The following is a 20,070-nucleotide window of genomic DNA, read 5'->3' as shown; positions in this document are numbered from 1 at the left end:
TTATTTAGTACACACTACTTGTTCCGCAAATCGAAGATCAATCTTTTTATATTTTGTGATTGAACTGTCTAAAACTACTTTTTGAAAAAACGCTTTATAATTCTTGAATTTCTGTTCTACGTTTATCAACTGACCAAAATCAATTGTAAAATTGTAGTTTCTATTCAGCAACAAAACGCTACCATTTGGCATAACTTGTATTCCAATGATGTTTTTTTTCAAAAAAACATCGTCGTAGATTACACGAAATAGCTTGGCAAACTTTTCCTTATTTTTATCGTTTATTTCCCCCGAAACAAGAAGAACTCGGGCTGTATAATTGCTAGACAAAGGCATTTTATTCCCCTTATAATCAATATAAAAAGACACACCCTCATCACTAATTCTTGCAATTGGCGTCTTTTGTTTCACTACAGCTTTTAGAACACCGTCAACACTCACAAACACTTCTGACTTTTCAATCATTGGATGTGAATCGATTGTTTTCTCGAGTTTATTCAAATCTAAGGCATCTCTGCCAATAGTTTTGGGGTCAGTTCTATTTTCTATTAACAATTTATTAACCGCTTTTTGTTTGACGAATAGTTGATTTTCTCCAACAAAAACAACTTCAGCTTTGGCAATTTTTCGATTCAAATTTCTTTTTCCTGTGAAAGAATATAAAAAAATCACCATGCCAAACATCAACATTAAACGAATGGATGCCCAATTAAACCGTTTCATCTAGCGCTTTTTTTATTGATGGTACCATTTCTCCTAAATCCCCTGCGCCAATAGTCACAATAACCGTTGCGTTAGAAGATTGAATTGAAGCAATTAATTGGTCTTTTTCAACCAATTTTTTATCACTATTAGTCATTTTATCCATAAGCCATTGAGAAGTTACGCCTTCCATTGGTAATTCACGAGCGGGATAAATATCCAACAATAAAACTTCATCAAAATTAGATAAGGAAGCTGCAAAATCATCAGCAAAATCTTTAGTTCTACTAAATAAATGCGGTTGAAAAACAGCCAATACTTTTTGATTCGAATACAACTCTCTAACGGCTTGATGCACCGCATTAATTTCTGTTGGATGATGTGCATAATCATCAATATACACCAAATCTGGACGTTTTATTTGATAAGAAAAACGTCTTCTGATTCCTCTAAATGTCGATAAAGCACTAGCAATAGCTTCAGTTGGGGTGCCGTAAGTTTTAGCCATTGCCAGCGCCATCAACGCATTCATTAAATTATGTCTTCCTGGTAAACCAAAACGTAAATTTTTAATTGTTTCTGTTGGAGTTTGCACATCAAATACATAGCTTGACTCTTCAACTCTAACGTTATAAGCTTTGAATTGCGCATCTTGATCAATAGCACAAACCAATCCCTCTAATGGAAGTCCATGAGCCACAAACAATTTCGTTTTATCTTCTACTTTTTCAGCAAATTCTAAAAATGATGCCTCAATCGCCTCACTTGTTCCATAAATATCTAAATGGTCCGCATCCATTGATGTTACACAAGCAATATTTGGATGTAAGTGCAAGAAAGAACGATCGAATTCATCTGCCTCGACCACTGTAACTGTTTTGCCCATGCCGATTAAATTAGAGTTGTAATTTTCGACAATTCCTCCTATAAAAGCAGTAACATCAGCTCCGCTTTCATACAAAATATGCCCCAAAATACTTGAAGTAGTTGTTTTTCCGTGTGTACCAGCTACAGCAAAACTAAAAGTGTCTTTTGTTATTATACCCAATACTTCCGCTCTTTTTTTAACCTCATAGGTTTGATTTAAAAAATAATTCCACTCCAAATGTGATTTTGGAACTGCCGGAGTAATAATTACCAAAGTATTCTCAGGTTTAAAACTAGCTGGAATTAAGTCAATATTATCTTCAAAATGAATATCAATTCCACTTTCGATAAGTTCGTTTGTCAACATCGACGGTGTTTTATCATAACCGCAAACTTGTTTTCCAATATTTTTGAAATAACGAGCCAAAGCACTCATTCCGATGCCTCCAATGCCAACAAAATAGACGTTATGTATTTGATTTAAGTTCATTTTTTGATTTTAAAAATTAACAAAATAGTATCTCTATTTTTTCAATAACTTTTCAATTGCATCAACGATTTGTATCGTTGCTTGTGGCAAAGCCAATTTTTTTATGTTGTCCCCCAAGAGTTGTTGCTTCCCCTCATCTTTTAACAAAGCCTCCAGTACTAAACTAAATTCATCTTCTAAAGCAGCTTCTTTGATCATAATTGCTCCTTTTTTATCTACAATAGCTTGCGCATTTTTAGCTTGATGATCTTCTGCTACATTTGGAGAAGGAATAAAAATCACTGGTTTCCCAACTATACATAATTCAGAAACCGACGAAGCCCCAGCTCTAGAAATAACTACATCGGCTGCCGCATAGACCAAATCCATTCGCTCAATAAAAGCAACTACTTGCACTTGTGCCGAATTGTATTTCGAATAATCATCTAAGTACAATTTTCCGCATTGCCAAATAATTTGAACTTTTTGCGACAAAAGACCTTGCAATTCATTTTCGATTAATTGGTTGATTCGTCTCGCTCCTAAACTTCCACCTAAAACCAATATGGTTTTCTTGTTTGGATTTAGTTTAAAAAAAGCGATTGCTTCTTCTCTTTTGGTAGTTACATCAATCAAGTCTTGACGAACAGGATTTCCTGTCAAAATCATCTTTTCTTTAGGGAAAAACCGTTCTAAATTTTCATAAGCAACACAAATTTTTGCAGCCTTTTTACTTAATAATTTATTGGTTATTCCTGGATATGAATTTTGCTCTTGTATTAATGTTGGAATATTTAAACTATTGGCGACATTCAACAAAGGACCACTTGCAAATCCACCAGTACCAATAACTACATCAGGCTTGAAGTTTTTAAGTATTTTTCTAGATTCCCACAAGCTACTTAATAGCTTGAAGGGAAATAATGCATTTTGAAGTGTCAATTTTCTTTGTATACCAGCAATCCAAAGTCCTTTTATAGCATAACCCGCTTGAGGTACTTTTTGCATTTCCATTTTGTCTTTGGCACCTACAAAAAGAATTTCAGTATCAGGGTATCGTCTTTTTAGTTCATTTGCAATAGCAATTGCTGGATAGATATGACCACCAGTACCTCCACCACTCAATATGAATTTTAATTTTGACATCTTAAAAAAATTTAGAACAAATAAACAATTTACTACTATCAGACACTATCGATTAAGAACCGCATTCATTGGGTTGGCGCGATCTTCTATTGAAAATTCTTCTTCTTTTTCTTGAGTATCCGATTCGAGTTGGGCATCAATTAATTTTTGCAATGCTTCTTCTCGAATTTGTTTTTCTTTTAACTCTTGAGCAATTTCCTCTTCCTTTTTGGTCACACTCAAAATTACACCAAGAGAAAAACAGGTCATCCATATAGAGCTTCCTCCACTACTTATCAAAGGCAGGGTTTGTCCTGTAACTGGCAATAATTCTACCGCTACAGCCATGTTAATCATCGCTTGAAAAATCATTGGAAAACCAAGAGCAATTACAATTAATTTTCCAAATAATGTATTGGCCTTATGAGATGCAATCACAAAACGAAACATCAATAACAAATACAATCCAAGTACAGACAAACCACCTATCAATCCCCACTCTTCTACTATAATGGCAAAGATAAAATCAGAGGAGGATTGAGGTAGAAAATTTTTCTGTACACTTTTACCTGGTCCCAAACCATAAAGTCCTCCAGAGGCTATGGCGGTTTTAGCCTTTTCGATTTGATAATTGTCTTCGTCTGCCTTATCTGAAAAAAATCGTTCAATACGGTTTTCCCAAGTCCCTACTCTACTAAAGAATCTAGAATCTGGAAATGCTTTTGCTATTAGCACAAAAAACAGGAGCATCACTATTCCTGAGCCAATTATAAAACCAATATATTTTAATGGATACTTTCCAATAAAAACCAACATCAATACCATCGAAAAAATCAAAGCAGTAGTAGAAAAGTTAGAAGGCAAAATAAAGATTAACGTTACAAAAACCGGCAACCATAATTCGAGTAACGACGATTTAAAATCAACTGGCGTTTCTCTTTTTTTGGATAAATAACGAGCAACAAACACAAACAACACAATAGCCGCCATAGTTGAAGGCTGAAAGGTAATTTTTATAAAAGGAATCTGTATCCAACGACTCGCATTGGCTCCAGCTATGACCGTCCCTTTGATTAAAGCATAAGCCAACATTATCCAAACAACAGGCAATGCTGCTTTTGAAATGGCTCTGAAATATAAGTAAGGAACTTTGTGAACCCAGTAAATAATTAAAAAACCAATACCAACATGCGCCAAATGTTTCAACAAATACCCTAGTGTATTTCCTTTGCCCAAACCAATATAAGCCAAATTACTACTAGCACTAAAAACAGGCATAAACGAAAACAAAGCCAATAAGGCCACAAATGACCATATTACTCTATCTCCTTTTAACTTGTTTACTAGTTCCTTCATTATTTATATTTTATTTTAGTGATTTATATACTTACAAATTATAAACTGCTTGTTTGAATTGACGCCCACGATCTTCATAGTTTTCGAATAAATCAAAACTGGCGCAAGCTGGCGATAATAAAACAGCATCCCCTTTTTCTGTGTAACGTTGTGCCATTCTTACAGCATCGTTCATAGTGTTTACTTCTATTAAATCATCAACCACATTACCGAAAGCAGCAATAATTTTGGAATTATCTATTCCTAAACAAATAATTGCTTTTACTTTTTCTCGTACCAAAGACATTAATTCATTGTAATCATTCCCTTTGTCTACGCCTCCAACAATCCATACTGTTGGGACATTCATGCTTTCTAAAGCAAAATAGGTTGCATTAACATTGGTCGCTTTGGAATCATTGATATATTGTACATTTTGAATTTTCAAAACTTTTTCTAATCGATGTTCAACACCTTGAAAATTGGATAAACTTTCACGAATGGTGGCATTTCGAATTTGCATCAACTTTGCTACAGATGTTGCTGCCATTGCGTTCTTCATATTATGTTTTCCTTCTAATGCAATGTATTCGGTCTCCATTGAAAATTCTTCTTGATTCATTTTAACTTCCATAGTATTATCTTTTAAAAATGCTCCTAAATCCAGTGTTTGAGAAATAGAAAAAGGTAGTAATTGTGCTTTTGTTTTATTGTATTTTAACCATTCTTGCGTTGCTTCATCGTCTGCATCATAAATCAAATAATCTGATTCGGTTTGATTCATGGTAATGCGAAACTTTGAAGCGATATAATTTTCGTATTTGTATTCGTATCGATCCAAATGATCTGGGCTAATATTCGTTAGAATGGCAATATGTGGCTTGTAATTAATAATTCCATCCAATTGAAAACTGCTTAGTTCTAACACATAAACATCATAATCGTGCTCTGCTACTTGCCAAGCAAAACTCTTTCCAATATTTCCTCCCAAAGCCACATTCAAACCAGCACTTTTTAGCAGATGATAGGTAAGCATAGTGGTAGTCGTTTTCCCATTACTTCCTGTAATCCCTATAGTAATTGCTTTGGTAAAAGGGGCTGTAAATTCAATTTCAGAGATAACAGCAATTCCTTTCTCTACCAATTTCTTTACCATTGGTGCTTTGTCTGGAATACCTGGACTTTTCATCACCACTGTGGCATTTAGAATTAAATCCTCAGTATGTTGCTCCTCTTCCCATGGAATTCCATATTGATTAAGAACGTCTTTATAATTTTGCTTAATTTTTCCAAAATCAGAAACAAAAACCTCATACCCTTGCTTTTGCCCCAAAATAGCGGTTCCTACTCCACTTTCGCCACCACCTAAAACAACTAATCTCATGTTATCTTAATTTTAGTGTTACGATAGATAAAATAGCCAACATAATTGCTACAATCCAGAAACGAGTGACTATTTTACTCTCGTGATAGCCTTTCTTTTGATAATGGTGATGCAAAGGCGACATCAGGAAAATCCTTCTTCCTTCCCCAAATCGTTTTTTGGTATATTTAAAATAAGCTACTTGTAATACGACTGAAAAATTCTCCACTAAAAAGATCCCACATAACAACGGAATCAACATTTCTTTTCTAACCGCAATGGCCAAAACAGCAATAATTCCTCCGATGGTTAAACTTCCCGTATCTCCCATAAATACCGAAGCAGGATAGGAATTGTACCAAAGAAAACCAATGAGTGCTCCTGCAAAAGAAAAGATAAAAACCGTCATTTCTCCAGAATGCGGGATATACATGATGTTGAGATAATTTGAAAAAATAATATTACCAGAAACGAATGTGAATATCCCAAGAGCAAAAACAGACACAGCCGATGTTCCTGCGGCTAAACCATCGATCCCGTCGGTTAAATTGGCACCATTAGAAACCGCCGTAATGATAAAAATCACAACCGGAATAAAGATCAACCAAGCCCATTTTTCGTAGCCCTCACCAGTCCACGCCAACAACTCAGCATAATCAAATTCGTTATTCTTAAAAAAAGGAATAGTCGTAGCTGTAGATTTTTCCTCAATTGGCGCAGGAAGAATCACAGTTTGCGTAGCCGATTTAAAAATATCCGTTTTTCCTGTATCTGTCCTAACTGTTACGGCAGGACTAAAATAAAGTACAGAACCTACAATTAAGCCTAAACCTACTTGACCAAATACTTTAAAAATCCCTTTTAAACCTTGTTTATCTTTTTTGAAAATTTTGATATAATCATCCACAAAACCAATGATTCCCATCCATAAAGTCGTCACAATTAGCAAAACGATGTAAATATTTTGAAGTCGAGCAAATAAAAGAACAGGAACCAAGGTCGCAAAAATTATGATAAGACCACCCATTGTAGGCGTACCTGCTTTTTCATTTTGACCCGCTAATCCAAGTTCACGCACCGTTTCGCCAACCTGTTGTCTTCTTAAAAATCCAATAATTCGTTTTCCATAAATCGTAGAAAGCAACAAAGACAACATGAAGGCCAATGCCGATCTAAATGTGATGTACTGAAAAACTCCTGTTCCAGGAATATCCATTGTTTTGTTTAAATATTCAAATAAGTAGTACAGCATATTTTTTTATTTTAAAATTTAAAATTCTTCTTAACTAATGACTAAGGAATTTTGATCTTTGTTATTTTCCTAATTGTTCTAAAGTCTCTTTTACAATTTTCATATCATCAAAATCATGACGAACTCCTTTGATTTCTTGATAGGTTTCGTGTCCTTTTCCAGCAATGAGAATAATATCATTGGGGTGAGCCAATTGACAAGCAGTTTTTATAGCTTGTTTTCTATCTGTGATAACTAAAACTTTTTTGAAATTATGAGGTGCAACCCCAGCTTCCATTTCGGCAATAATTGTTTCTGGTTCTTCATCTCTTGGATTATCAGAAGTAAGGATGGCTTTATCGCTTTTTTCGGAAGCAATTCCACCCATAATAGGGCGTTTGGCTTTGTCTCTATTTCCTCCACAACCTACCACAGTAATTAATTGTTCGTTTTGAGTACGCACATCGTTAATCGTATTCAAAACATTTTCTAGTGCATCTGGCGTGTGGGCATAATCAACGATAGCCGTAATATTTTGTGCTGAAACGATAAATTGAAACCTACCCGAAACACTTTCTAATTCGGACAACAATCGAAGTACTTCAAGACTTTCTAGACCTAATTCTACCGCAGTGCCATAAATCGCTAATAAATTATAAGCATTGAATGTGCCTATTAATTTTACCCAAACTTCGTTATCATTAATTTTTAGCAATAAGCCTGACAATTGATTTTCAAGAATCAAGGCTTTATAATCTGCATACGTTTTAAGAGCATAAGTACGTTTGATTGCCTTGGTGTTTTGTAACATCACAACCCCATTTTTATCATCTGCATTAGACAAAGCAAATGCGGTTTTAGGTAAAAAGTCGAAAAAAGATTTTTTTACATCACGGTATTCTGCAAAAGTTGGGTGATAATCCAAATGATCATGAGAAAGATTCGTAAAAACCCCACCTACGAAATGCAATCCCTCGGTTCTTTTTTGATGAATACCATGAGAACTAACTTCCATAAAACAGTATTCAACACCTGCAGCATTCATTGCTTCCAAATAATAATTGATGGTTAATGAATCTGGAGTAGTATGCGTTGCTTTAAATTCTTCATCATTAACCAAAATTTTGACAGTAGAAATCAAACCTACCTTGAAACCTGCTTTTTTGAACAATTGATATAACAAGGAAGCAATTGTCGTCTTGCCGTTAGTTCCTGTTATTCCAACTAATTTTAATTTTTGAGATGGATTATCATAAAAATTAGCTGCCATGTAAGCCAACGCCGCATTGGTATCTTTTACTCTAACATAAGTCACTTTTGGATGTAAAACTTCTGGAAAAACATCACATACAACAGTAGTTGCTCCTAATTCTATTGCTTTCTCGATATAATCATGTCCATCAGAAACTGAACCTCTTATGGCCACAAAAACATCATTAGCCACTATTTGTCTTGAATCAAAATGCAAATGATTCACAGCAATATCGGTAGCACCATTTAGTGCGTCGATGGCTACTTTATACAGTATATCTTTTAGTGTTTTCATGATAATTCTAATACTATAGTTGCATTTTTAGCTATATTCTCTCCAGCTTGAAGCGATTGTTTCTTTACTTTACCGATACCAATAGCCTTCACTTTTAATCCTAAATTTTCAAGTAACGCAACAGCATCCATGCCGGCCATTCCTCGAACATTTGGAACTGCTTTGAACTTTTTTTGCGCCTTCACATAATAAGAGTTATAATTATTCTCTTGATTCTGAATTTTTCGATTCAGATTTTTAATCTCATTGGTTGTTGGCGAATCGGTAAATATTTTTTGAGCAATACGCTTAAAAACTGGACCCGCAACATCAGCTCCGTAATAATTATTATTGGTTGTATTGGGTTTGTGAACTACTACAATACAAGAATATTTTGGGTGATCTGCTGGAAAATACCCTACGAATGAAGACGCATAGTATTTTTCGGCACCACCTGATTTAGCATAATTTACTTGGGCCGTTCCCGTTTTACCTGCCATAGAAAAGTCTTTGGAGTACAACTTAGAACCTGTTCCTTTTTTAACCACATTTTCCATAACCGCTTTGAGTTTTTTTATAGTTTCTTGTGAACAAATTCTTGGATTCAGCACTACTTTGTCGTACTTTTTGATAGTTTTATTCCATTCTTTGATTTCAGAAACAAATAAGGGCTTTACCATCTCTCCATTATTAGCAACCGCATTGTAATAAGCTAAGGTTTGCAAAGGCGTTACCGAAACACCATATCCAAAAGCCATCCAAGGCAATGTTACTCTTGACCATTTGGGATCCGTTGGCTGAGGAATATAAGGTCTGCCTTCGCCATTGAACCCTATTCCTAATTTTTTGTTCAATCCATAGGAATTGATATGATTCACAAACTTTGTTGGATTAGATTTATAATTATTATAAACCGCTTGAACCATTACAGTATTAGAAGAAACTTCGAATCCTTTTGCTAAAGAAATTTTTCCGTAGCCTCCTTTGTGGGAATCACGAACTGATCGTCCAAAGTATTTTATTTCTCCACCTTTACTATCAAAAACAGCACTAGTATCTACTAATTTGTCTTCCAACAAAGCCATTAAATCTACCAACTTAAAGGTAGAACCCGGTTCATGAGATTCTCTAACAGCATAATTCAATCGCTCAGAATACATGCCTGTTTTTTCATTTCTCCCAAGATTAGAAATAGCTTTTACATAGCCTGTTTTTGTTTCCATAACCACCACACAACCATGATCTGCTTGGTATTCTTCTAGTTGCTTCAACAAAGCATGATGCGCTATATCTTGAATAAATACATCAATAGTCGAAATAACATCATAGCCGTCTTGTGGTTCAACCTGATTGATATCACTAATGGGTTTCCATTGCCCCTTTGCGATTTTTTGTTTTAAAATACGACCATCTTTACCGTTAAGATATTTACTATAAGCACCTTCTACTCCAACTGGGTTAATGTGCCCATTCAAATCCCGTCCTATATAACCAATGGTTCGTTCAGCAATTTTGCCGATAGGATGTTCTCGAACCGTTTCTTGTTCTACAATAATACCACCTTTATAAGCACCAAGTTTGAATAATGGAAATCCCTTTATAGCAATATACTCGGTGTAACTCAAATCGCGAGCTACTAGAAAATACCTGCTTTTATTTACTCTCGCTCTTCTTAAGTCTCTCTCAAAAGTATCCGAAGATTTATTTAAAAGTTTACCTAAGGAATCTGCTAATTGCTTTATATTTTTTTCAAAATCTTCAGTCTTTGGAGCAACCGCATCAAAACGAATCTCATAATTAGGTATAGAAGTAGCCAAAAGACTTCCGTCGGCAGAATAAATATTTCCTTTATTGGCTGGAATTACAAAGTTTTTAACCGTTCTTTCTTTGGCTAATTTTCTGTAATAGTCACCTTCTACCCACTGAATATTCGTTAGCTTTACAGTGATAGCAACAGCCATAATGAAGAGGAAAAATGCCACTAGATAAATACGATACGATATGTTTTTATCTTCTACTGCCATAGTTTTTCGAATATATTCGGGTCTTCTTCTTTTTTTACTTTAATTTTTACTGGTGGAATTGTTGAGGGATAAATTTGTTTAGCCTCCATTTTTTTTGAAACCGTCGACTCCATTTTCAATTTCATCAATTCAGATCTTTTATCTACAAATTCTGAACGAAGTTCTTTGACCTGATTGTTTAGCTCATTGATTTCAAACACTTTTTGTTCAAATCGTTGTGTATTGGCAATCATTAAAATCACAAGTACAACCAAAAAAACAATAAAACGCCAATTTTTAATGGCATCATCATGAATCAAATATTTCGCTTTTAATATGGCGTAAACTCCTTGTTTCATTACTATTATTTCTTTTCTGCAATACGCAATTTGGCACTTCGTGCTCTATTATTACTTTTTATTTCCTCGTTAGTAGGCACAATCAATTTTCCGATAGTTTTGAATGGAACTGAAAAATTGCCAAAAAAATCGCGTTCTGGCTCTCCTTCAAACATGCCGTTTTTCACAAATCGTTTCACCAATCGATCCTCAAGTGAATGATAAGAGATTACACTTAATCTTCCTTCTGGATTTAAAATCTCTAGAGATTGCTCTAAAAATTCTTTTAAAACATCCATTTCTTGATTTACCTCAATTCGAATGGCTTGGTATATTTGAGCCAATACTTTATTACGCACTTTTTCGGGTAAATATTTAGCCAAAATTACTTTCAACTCATCTGTAGTTTTGATAGAATGTTTCTCTCTCGCTTCTATAATAGTTCTGGACAAAGCTGGAGCATTTTTTAATTCTCCATAATCCCAAAAAACTCTTCTCAAATTCGCATCATCATATTCATTGACTACTCTATAGGCGCTCAGATCATTTTTCTGACTCATTCGCATATCCAATTCTGCATCAAAACGAGTAGAAAAACCTCTTTCAGCCACATCAAACTGATGAGATGAAACACCTAAATCTGCCAAAATTCCATCAACCCCTTTTATTCCATAAAAACGTAAGAAGCGCTTGATAAATCTGAAATTTTCATTAATTAAAGTAAAACGCTCATCAGGCAAAGCATTTGCCAAAGCATCTTCATCTTGGTCAAATGCAAATAATTTTCCATCAGGCCCAAGTCTTCTTAATATTTCAGCCGAATGTCCTCCACCTCCAAAAGTAACGTCTACATACACCCCATCAGGCTTGATATTCAAGCCATCTACAGTCTCTTTTAGCAATACAGGATTATGATATTCCATTGTCATTATTATTTAGGTTACCCATAACTTCTTCTGCTAAATCAGCAAAATCAAGATCCTCTCCACTAATTGATTTTTCATACAAGTCTTTATCCCAGATTTCAACAATTGTTACCGCAGAAGAAAAAACAACATCTTTGGCTATACTTGCAAAACCAACCAAGTCTTTTGGAATCAACATTCTGCCTAAAGCATCAATTTCTACCACTTTTACACCAGCGGTAAATCGACGAATAAAATCATTGTTTTTTTTCACAAACCGATTCAATCCATTTACTTTTTGCATCATGACATTCCATTCCGCCATTGGATATAATTCTAAACAAGATTGGAACACGGAGCGCTTCAAAACGAAACCGTCTTGAAGTGAAGAAGCCAATTGCTTTTTTAAAGGTGAAGGCAACATTACCCGACCTTTAGCATCGACTTTACACTCATATGTACCAATAATTGCGTCCACTTATTTTGCATTAGATTGTATAAAGCAAAAATATATAAAATTCTACCACAATTTACCACTTTATACCACTTTGTTGATAAGTTTAGCCACTTCTAACCAAAAAGCCTTAATTTATGCACTATCAACACATTAGCATTGACTATTTTTTTTTGTAAGAAAGTTAATAGCTATAAATATTTATCAAATACTTCTTTCAAAAATCAGACAAACTACAACAGACAAATCCTAAACATTCACAACTTAAAACCTCTAGTTTTAAGTCCAATAAATAAGTAAAAAAGAATAATATCCGTAAAAAGCAGCCTTAACAATTTATTTTAATTTAATAAATCCTATATTTGTCGAAATTGAAATTGAGTCACATATTACATGGAAAAATACTATAAAAAAGAAGGCAAGTATAGCTATTATGAAGCCGGAGAAGGCACTCCAATCGTAATCCTTCACGGGCTTATGGGAGGATTAAGTAACTTTGATGCTGTGGCAAGTTATTTTTCTGAAAGAGGATATAAAATTATTATTCCCGATTTACCCATATATACCCAAAATATCTTAAAGACTAACGTTAAAAGCTTTGCGATTTACGTAAAAAACTTTATTACCTACAAAGGTCTAGAACGTGTTATCCTTTTAGGTAATTCCTTGGGAGGCCATATCGCTTTGTATCACACCAAAATGTATCCTGAAAAAGTAGCTGGTCTAGTGATTACAGGAAGTTCAGGGCTTTATGAAAGCGCCATGGGCGATAGCTACCCGAAAAGAGGAGACTACGAATACATCAAGAAAAAAGCAGAAGATGTCTTTTACGACCCAAAAATTGCTACTCCAGAATTAATAGATGAAGTTTTTGCTACAGTAAATGACCGAATTAAATTAATCAAAACCTTGACCATTGCCAAAAGCGCCATCCGTCATAATATGGCCAAAGATTTACCAAAAATGCATGTTCAAACCTGTATTATTTGGGGAAAAAACGACAAAGTAACGCCTCCTGAAGTCGCTGAAGAATTTCACAAACTCATGCCAAACTCTAGTTTATATTGGATTGACAAATGTGGTCATGCCGCTATGATGGAGCATCCAGAAGAATTCAATAGAGTTTTAGAAGATTGGTTAAGTCATACACACTTATCAGCACATTAATCAAACCGATTATTAGAAAACAAAAAAATGAAAATCAATACCGCTGAGTTTGTTATAAGTAATTCTGATGTAAGCAAATGTCCGAAAGATTTCTTGCCAGAATACGCTTTTATTGGCCGATCTAACGTAGGTAAATCCTCGTTGATCAACATGCTGACCAATCACAAAAAGTTAGCTAAAACTTCGGCAAGACCCGGAAAAACACAGCTTATCAATCATTTTTTAATCAATAATAATTGGTTCTTGGTTGATTTACCTGGTTATGGCTATGCCAAAGTTTCCAAAAAGACAAAATCCATATTTCAAGAATTTATCACTGATTATTTTGAATCAAGAGAGCAGTTAGTTTGCGCTTTTGTTTTGATAGACATTCGTCATGAAGCACAAACTATAGATATTGAGTTCATGTCGTATATGGGAGAAAGTGAAATTCCTTTTTGTATCATTTTCACAAAAGCAGACAAGATAAGCCGAGTGAAGATTGATTCTCACATTGCTGCTTACAAAAAGAAAATGCTAGCCAACAATTGGACTGAAATGCCTCATTATTTTGTCACTTCTTCTACTGAATCGACAGGAAAAGAAGAACTATTGCATTACATTGATGAGGTAAATCAAGAAGTTTTCAAAAACAACAATACGTTTTAAATAATAAAAAATAAATCCCAAATCTTATGATTTCAAATTAAGATTTGGGATTTTATCCTTTTAAAAGTTTACTTTTTCAATTCTAATTTTTCGGCGAAATAATCGCAAAAATCCATCATGGTATCTGCCATTTTTTCGTCATTGGTAGCTCTCTTGAATGTTTCTGACATTGCTACTAACGTTTGGTGAAAGAAAATCTTCATTTCGTCCACTGGCATATCTTTCGTCCACAAATCTATTCGCATACTTTCTTTATGATTGCTATCCCAAATAGAAAGCATAATTGCTTTTGCCTCTTCCGCATTTACGCCTCCATCTTCAGCAGACCAAAGCAGTTTTTCGGGTACTCGATTTTCATCTAATTCTACTTGAAACTTAATTTCTGAGGTATGTGTATTTGACATTATTTCTTGGGTTTATATTTGGATTGTTCAAAAATTTCTTTTGCTTTTTTATTCAACAATTCATTAACTGAAATGTCATTATTTTTCATATAAGAACGTACAATTTGCCATCCAATCCAAGCACCCACTTGGCCTGGTGACTCATTATCTATTTCTAAATAAAATTTTGAAAAAGGCGCTGGGCTCAAAAAACGAGGTACTAATTTAGCATCTACACTATACAACATCTCTTTATCGATAAAATAACGCCAAATGTATCCTTCATTTTCAGAACACCAAGCTAATTGTTCTGGGGTATAACCCATTCTGACTGCATCTGTATATTCTGGAAGCAATAATTCTTTTATATACAACTCTTTACCCAAATAAATCATTTGAGATATGAAGGTTTTATCGGCATCCGGAACCATTTTAGTTTGAATAAAACTTGAAGCAATATCTGGAACTATTTGTGAGGATTCGAAATTTTGTTTAATATATTCAGGAAACTGATAAAACTTATGATCTTTACCCAAATACAATTCCAAAGAAACTATAACCAAACTATCCGCATAAATGGATTTTGTATTGTAATCCATTTCTGAAATCAAGGTAACCACTTTGGGCGTCTTCGTTTTCGGGAAGTAAAACTTAATATGTTTAAATAAAGTTTCAATTTCTTGATGCACAGGCTCAAAATCACCATATTTTTTTTGAACTTCAGCATACAATTCCCTCCATTGCGGATGTTGTATTTTTTCAATCCAAACGGCATCATCTGTTCCTGCAGGGAAAAAATAGGGGTATTGTTTCTTTAATTGATTCAAATCTTCAGGTTTTGTCTCAAAAAAAGCTTTGTCAAATCGATCTACTTTAATTTCAACTGGAATTTCTTCAACAGCTTTTTCTACTTTATTTTTTTTACCACATGAGAGAAAAAAGAAACAAATAATTAGTGGGGATAGATAGATTTTCATGTATATAAAATTAATTCGTGCTTTATTAAAAAAACTTTAATTCATCCAGTTTATGAACTGGAATCATGGCGCTTTCACATTTATTATATAATTTAGCTTCAAAATGTCTTGTAAAAAATCCTTTTGAAAACATTTTGCAAATATACATTCCTGCTTTTTAAAACGTAGATTATTATGATTAAAAAAACACTCTTATCTCCAGAAAAAATAAACACACAAATAGTAAAATGGTTAATGGACTATGCCAAAAATGCCAAGGCGAAAGGATTTGTAATTGGTATTTCTGGAGGCGTTGACTCCGCGGTGACTTCTACATTATGTGCTCAAACGGGAATGGAAGTGCTTTGTATAGAAATGCCCATTCATCAAGCACCATCTCACGTTAGTCGCGCTCAAGAACACATCAAACAATTAAAAGAGCGTTTTCCTAATGTAAAAAGTGCAGCTTCAGATTTAACCTCCGTTTTTGAAGCCTTCAAAAAAGTAGTGCCCGAGCATGAAGATATAACCAAAATGAATTTATCATTAGCCAACACAAGAGCTCGTTTGCGAATGAGCACTTTATATTACTATGCTGGAATTCATGGATTACTCGTGGCTGGAACTGGAAATAAAGTTGAAGATTTTGGCGTGGGTTTTTATACTAAATATGGTGATGGTGGAGTAGATTTAAGCCCAATAGCCGATTTACTCAAATCTGATGTGTATGCATTAGGTGAATTTCTCAAAATTCCAAATTCTATTTTAGTTGCAGCTCCGACAGATGGACTTTTTGGAGATGATCGATCAGACGAAGATCAGCTAGGTGCGAGCTATGACGAACTCGAATGGGCTATGCTTCAAGACGAATTAGGAAAAACTATTTCAGAATTTCAAGGTAGAGAAAAAGAAGTTTTTGCAACTTACAAACGCCTAAACACCGCTAATCAACACAAAATGAACCCAATACCTGTATGCGTTTTAGATAAAAAATAAAAAAAATTAACATTTTTAAACTTTATTGTATTTTTTTTACTACATTTATGCTATCATTTTGATAGACAACTCTTAAAAAATAAATACCATGATTAAAGTTTGTTTAGCAGATAACTATCCTGTAACGCATTTCGGAGTAAAATCGTACTTTAAAGATCACGATGAAATCTCTATTGTAGCCAATGTTGGTAATTTTTCGATGGTCCGAGACATCCTTCAAAACAAGGAAATCGATGTCTTGGTAATCGACTTAGAACTAGAAGGATTGGCGAGTATTTTTGAAATCAAGGCGATGTTGAAAAACTACCCTAAAACGAAGATTATTATTTTTAGTAGTCTATCGGAACAAATTTATGCTCCAAATGCAATTAAAGCAGGAGTTTCTGGCTATGTTCACAAATCCGAGAAACTTGAAACTTTAGGTCAATCTATTGTAAAAGTACACCAAGGGAAAATTATTGTGAACGAAAATGTTCGTAAAAACATGGCTTTGATAGCCAAACAAAGTAAAAGCGAACGTTTGTATCGTAAATTATCTAACCGAGAAATTGAAGTATTGCGCTATTTAAGCGATGGTAAGAAAAACCATGAAATAGCTGAAATTCTTTCTCTAAACGAAAAAACAATTAGTACTTACAAATTGCGATTATTGACCAAATTAAACGTAACCAACTTGGTAGATTTAGTCAATAAGGCCAAAACATTAGAAATTGTATAATTTCTAAATCTCTAAACAGAGATTCTATTGTAGAAGAGGAAGCAAAAGCTTCCTCTTCTTATATATAGGTAGAACGAATTCTACCAATAGCTCCTGTCAAATTTACCTTGAGCTTATTATAATCATTAATCATTACCTTCAATTCTTCTATATCCGCTTCGGGATTAGATGAGAATTCATTCATCAAATCCATAATTAATTTATTGATTAGATATTCACGAATAGAAATAATAGTTTCTGAAGTGTGCTGACTGACTGTTTCTGTTTTTTGTTTTACAAAAATATTCTGCCCTTCCCAATTATGAAGCACGATTTGTTCTTCTTCCATCAAAATATCCGTAACTTCTTGTGCAAACTCAGGTTTTAAATTTTTCAGATAATTATCTATTCCTTCTGTTTCATTTTGAAGATAATATGAAATCAAATCATTGAAAATAGCTCTGAAATGGGGATGTGCAAGCTCTACCTCATCTTCTTGTAAACTCAAATAAATCCTCTGAAAAACTTTATATTCCTTTTTTTCAACTACGTGAACAATCTCCCCATCTGAATTCGCTTTTAAAAGTACATCTTCAAAAACTTCATCTTTATTTCCGTAAAGCAATAGAATTTCGATTATTTTTCGTTCTAAACGATATAAAACATCAACTTTCTCTGCTTGAACGGGATTTTCATTCTTAACAATTTCAAATGCTTTTTGCTCTTGCTTTTGTTTTTTCCCTACTTCGGTAATGTCTTTTTGAACTAATTGTGCCAAAGTACTTACCAAAACTTGCTCCGAAATATCCATAATCCTAGAACATTCTTGCAAATATATTTCTCGTTGAATGCGGTCTGGAATCTTAGAAATACTCGTCACCATATCCCGAATCAAATCGGCTTTCTTTATTGGGTCGTTCTTAGCTTCGTTCATTAAAAGCGAGGCTTTGAACTGGATAAAATCCTTTGCATTATGCTCTAAATAAGCCACCAAATCATCATAAGATGTTTTTTTAGCAAAACTATCTGGATCATCGCCATCAGGAAAAGTGCAGACTTTTACGTTCATCCCTTCCTCCAAAATCAAATCGATTCCTCGAATGGAAGCACGAAGGCCCGCAGCATCACCATCAAAAAGTACGGTAATGTTTTTGGTCAATCTATTAATTAATCGGATTTGGTCGGGTGTTAAAGCCGTACCTGATGAAGCCACGACATTTTCGATTCCCGCTTGATGAAATTGAATTACGTCCGTATATCCTTCAACCAAATAACAATTGTTTTGTTTGGCAATGGCTTGTTTGGCTTGGAAAATTCCGTACAAGACTTTGCTCTTATGATAAATTTCGCTCTCGGGAGAGTTTAAATATTTGGCCGCTTTTTTATCATTGGTTAAAATTCGCCCTCCAAAACCCAAGGTTCTACCCGACATACTTTGGATAGGGAACATCACCCTTCCTTTGAATCGGTCAAATGGTCTGTCGTCTCTCGGAATGGTTAAGCCTGTGCTTTCTAAATATTGTAATTGGTATCCTTTCCCAAGTGCTTCTTTCGTCAGCGCGTCCCAAGTTTCTGGAGAATAACCCAAACCGAATTTTTTTATGGTTTCGTTGGTAAAACCTCTTTCTTTGAAGTACGAATAGCCTATCGCCTTCCCTTCTTCGGTATTTAATAGTGTGGAATGAAAATAATTTTTAGCGAATTCAGACACCAAAAACATACTTTCTCGAACATCAGTATTGGCTTTTTCTGCATCAGTTTGTTCTGTTTCTTCGATTTCGATATTGTATTTTTTGGCCAAATATCGAATGGCTTCTGGATAGGTAAAATGTTCGTGCTCCATTAAAAAAGCCACTGCATTTCCTCCTTTTCCAGAGCTAAAATCTTTCCAAATTTGTTTTACTGGCGACACCATAAAGGAAGGTGAACGTTCGTCTGAGAAAGGACTCAAGCCTTTGAAGTTACTTCCTGCTCGTTTTAATTGCACAAAATCGCCAATAACCTCCTCTACACGAGCGGTTTCGAAAACGGTATCTATGGTTGCTTTTGAAATCAATTTAATAAGGGATAAAGTTGGAAAAGGTCAAAGATACAAAGTTAATTTTGGATAATTAAACTTAGCATTATTACGCCATAGATTCGTCTATAAAGGTTTTAGCAATGCACCGATTTAACACAAATTAGTGTGAATTTTTAACCGCAAGGTTCGCAAAGGGAAAATCGCAAGGTTCGCAAAGTTTTGGCTTTGTGGTTTAATTGAAAAAAAAAAATAGTGAATCTACTAAATCAATGCAAAAATTATGGCACGCATATTTCGCGGATTTAAGTAGAATAGGTGGTGCTTGAGGTTTCAAAAAATATAGTAGCTATTCAGCTTGTAAAGGTTTTTGCCACGAATGCACCGATTTAACACAAATTAGTGTGAATTTTTAACCGCAAGGTTCGCAAAGGAAAAATCGCAAGGTTCGCAAAGTTTTGGCTTTGTGGTTTAATTGAAAAAAAATTAGTGAATCTACTAAATCAATGCAAGAATTATGGCACGCAGATTTCGCGGATTTAAGTAGACAGGTGGTGAGGGTGGCTTCAAAAAAAACATAATTTATCATTCAACCGTTACTCTCAAATTTCTTCCAAGTAAAAAACCTTGCTAATCGTATAGCCCCGACAGAAGGGAAAAACCTCGTGAGCTGGGGTTCAGCTCACGAGGTTTAGGAATGATGGCGGGAACGATGTGGCCTGAAAAAGCCTGATGATTCGCTCCTAATTTTAACCCAGATTCCGCATTAGAAATCTACTACAACTAAATTCTTCTTCAAAAGCAAGAACTTACTCCCATTTTTAAATTCAAAATACAAAAGTATTCCTTCTTCAAAAATAGTCCGTGAGCTCTTGCTTTTATTGAATAA

The 20,070-nt window shown here is 34.4% G+C and carries 18 protein-coding genes; 4 read left to right on the top strand and 14 right to left on the bottom strand.

What is annotated here, in order from left to right:
- From O9307_RS01990 to O9307_RS01940, 11 genes are all read right to left on the bottom strand, one after another.
- Entirely contained in the window at positions 1-723 is a 723-nt protein-coding gene (locus O9307_RS01990) for a cell division protein FtsQ (protein WP_298294809.1), read from the bottom strand.
- Positions 710-2,059 carry a UDP-N-acetylmuramate--L-alanine ligase gene (gene murC, locus O9307_RS01985; RefSeq protein ID WP_298294808.1) on the bottom strand — a complete coding sequence of 450 codons (1,350 nt, stop codon included), beginning with the start codon at positions 2,057-2,059 and terminating at the stop codon, positions 710-712. The genes O9307_RS01990 and murC overlap by 14 nt, the downstream gene beginning before the upstream one ends.
- A gap of 33 nt (positions 2,060-2,092) precedes the next feature.
- The gene (gene murG / locus O9307_RS01980) at positions 2,093-3,184 is read right to left on the bottom strand and encodes an undecaprenyldiphospho-muramoylpentapeptide beta-N-acetylglucosaminyltransferase (RefSeq protein WP_298294806.1); all 1,092 of its coding nucleotides are present in this window, start codon (positions 3,182-3,184) and stop codon (positions 2,093-2,095) included.
- A gap of 45 nt (positions 3,185-3,229) precedes the next feature.
- Positions 3,230-4,519 (bottom strand): FtsW/RodA/SpoVE family cell cycle protein, encoded by a 1,290-nt coding sequence (locus O9307_RS01975; RefSeq protein WP_298294804.1) that lies wholly within the window; start codon positions 4,517-4,519, stop codon positions 3,230-3,232.
- Positions 4,520-4,550: 31 nt separating this feature from the next.
- Positions 4,551-5,882 (bottom strand): UDP-N-acetylmuramoyl-L-alanine--D-glutamate ligase, encoded by a 1,332-nt coding sequence (gene murD / locus O9307_RS01970; RefSeq protein WP_298294802.1) that lies wholly within the window; start codon positions 5,880-5,882, stop codon positions 4,551-4,553.
- Position 5,883: 1 nt separating this feature from the next.
- Complete coding sequence (gene mraY, locus O9307_RS01965) at positions 5,884-7,113, bottom strand: phospho-N-acetylmuramoyl-pentapeptide-transferase (protein ID WP_298294800.1); 1,230 nt, start codon at positions 7,111-7,113, stop codon at positions 5,884-5,886.
- A gap of 61 nt (positions 7,114-7,174) precedes the next feature.
- Positions 7,175-8,638 carry a UDP-N-acetylmuramoyl-L-alanyl-D-glutamate--2,6-diaminopimelate ligase gene (locus O9307_RS01960; RefSeq protein WP_298294798.1) on the bottom strand — a complete coding sequence of 488 codons (1,464 nt, stop codon included), beginning with the start codon at positions 8,636-8,638 and terminating at the stop codon, positions 7,175-7,177.
- Positions 8,635-10,641, bottom strand: a complete 2,007-nt coding sequence (locus tag O9307_RS01955; protein ID WP_298294796.1) for a penicillin-binding protein — start codon at positions 10,639-10,641, stop codon at positions 8,635-8,637. The genes O9307_RS01960 and O9307_RS01955 overlap by 4 nt, the downstream gene beginning before the upstream one ends.
- Positions 10,632-10,979 (bottom strand): FtsL-like putative cell division protein, encoded by a 348-nt coding sequence (locus tag O9307_RS01950; protein ID WP_298294794.1) that lies wholly within the window; start codon positions 10,977-10,979, stop codon positions 10,632-10,634. Before O9307_RS01950 ends, O9307_RS01955 begins: the two co-directional genes overlap by 10 nt.
- Before the next feature lie 5 nt (positions 10,980-10,984).
- A complete protein-coding gene (gene rsmH, locus O9307_RS01945; RefSeq protein ID WP_298294881.1) occupies positions 10,985-11,893 on the bottom strand; it encodes a 16S rRNA (cytosine(1402)-N(4))-methyltransferase RsmH in 909 nt (302 codons plus the stop codon).
- Positions 11,868-12,341: a division/cell wall cluster transcriptional repressor MraZ gene (locus O9307_RS01940; RefSeq protein WP_298294792.1), complete on the bottom strand. Its 474-nt coding sequence runs from the start codon at positions 12,339-12,341 to the stop codon at positions 11,868-11,870. The genes rsmH and O9307_RS01940 overlap by 26 nt, the downstream gene beginning before the upstream one ends.
- Before the next feature lie 369 nt (positions 12,342-12,710).
- On the opposite strand from O9307_RS01940, the gene O9307_RS01935 reads away from it, so the two are divergent.
- Complete coding sequence (locus O9307_RS01935; RefSeq protein WP_298294790.1) at positions 12,711-13,484, top strand: alpha/beta hydrolase; 774 nt, start codon at positions 12,711-12,713, stop codon at positions 13,482-13,484.
- A 27-nt stretch (positions 13,485-13,511) separates the two neighbouring features.
- Positions 13,512-14,132 carry a ribosome biogenesis GTP-binding protein YihA/YsxC gene (gene yihA, locus O9307_RS01930; protein WP_298294788.1) on the top strand — a complete coding sequence of 207 codons (621 nt, stop codon included), beginning with the start codon at positions 13,512-13,514 and terminating at the stop codon, positions 14,130-14,132.
- A 68-nt stretch (positions 14,133-14,200) separates the two neighbouring features.
- Here yihA and gldC read toward each other — a convergent pair whose 3' ends face one another.
- Together gldC and gldB are read right to left on the bottom strand one after the other, a co-directional pair.
- A complete protein-coding gene (gldC, locus tag O9307_RS01925) occupies positions 14,201-14,536 on the bottom strand; it encodes a gliding motility protein GldC (RefSeq protein WP_064716438.1) in 336 nt (111 codons plus the stop codon).
- A complete protein-coding gene (gldB, locus tag O9307_RS01920) occupies positions 14,536-15,492 on the bottom strand; it encodes a gliding motility lipoprotein GldB (protein WP_298294785.1) in 957 nt (318 codons plus the stop codon). Before gldB ends, gldC begins: the two co-directional genes overlap by 1 nt.
- 174 nt (positions 15,493-15,666) lie before the next feature.
- On the opposite strand from gldB, the gene nadE reads away from it, so the two are divergent.
- Together nadE and O9307_RS01910 are read left to right on the top strand one after the other, a co-directional pair.
- Entirely contained in the window at positions 15,667-16,467 is an 801-nt protein-coding gene (nadE, locus tag O9307_RS01915) for an NAD(+) synthase (RefSeq protein ID WP_298294783.1), read from the top strand.
- Between the two features lie 88 nt (positions 16,468-16,555).
- A complete protein-coding gene (locus O9307_RS01910; protein WP_064716435.1) occupies positions 16,556-17,185 on the top strand; it encodes a response regulator transcription factor in 630 nt (209 codons plus the stop codon).
- A 58-nt stretch (positions 17,186-17,243) separates the two neighbouring features.
- Here O9307_RS01910 and dnaG read toward each other — a convergent pair whose 3' ends face one another.
- Complete coding sequence (dnaG, locus tag O9307_RS01905) at positions 17,244-19,220, bottom strand: DNA primase (protein WP_298294778.1); 1,977 nt, start codon at positions 19,218-19,220, stop codon at positions 17,244-17,246.
- Between the last annotated feature and the right edge of the window lie 850 nt (positions 19,221-20,070).

Origin of the sequence: Flavobacterium sp., from assembly GCF_027531905.1 — a bacterium.
In the GTDB taxonomy this organism is placed as follows: domain Bacteria; phylum Bacteroidota; class Bacteroidia; order Flavobacteriales; family Flavobacteriaceae; genus Flavobacterium.
This window is presented reverse-complemented; position numbering and strand designations above follow the sequence as displayed.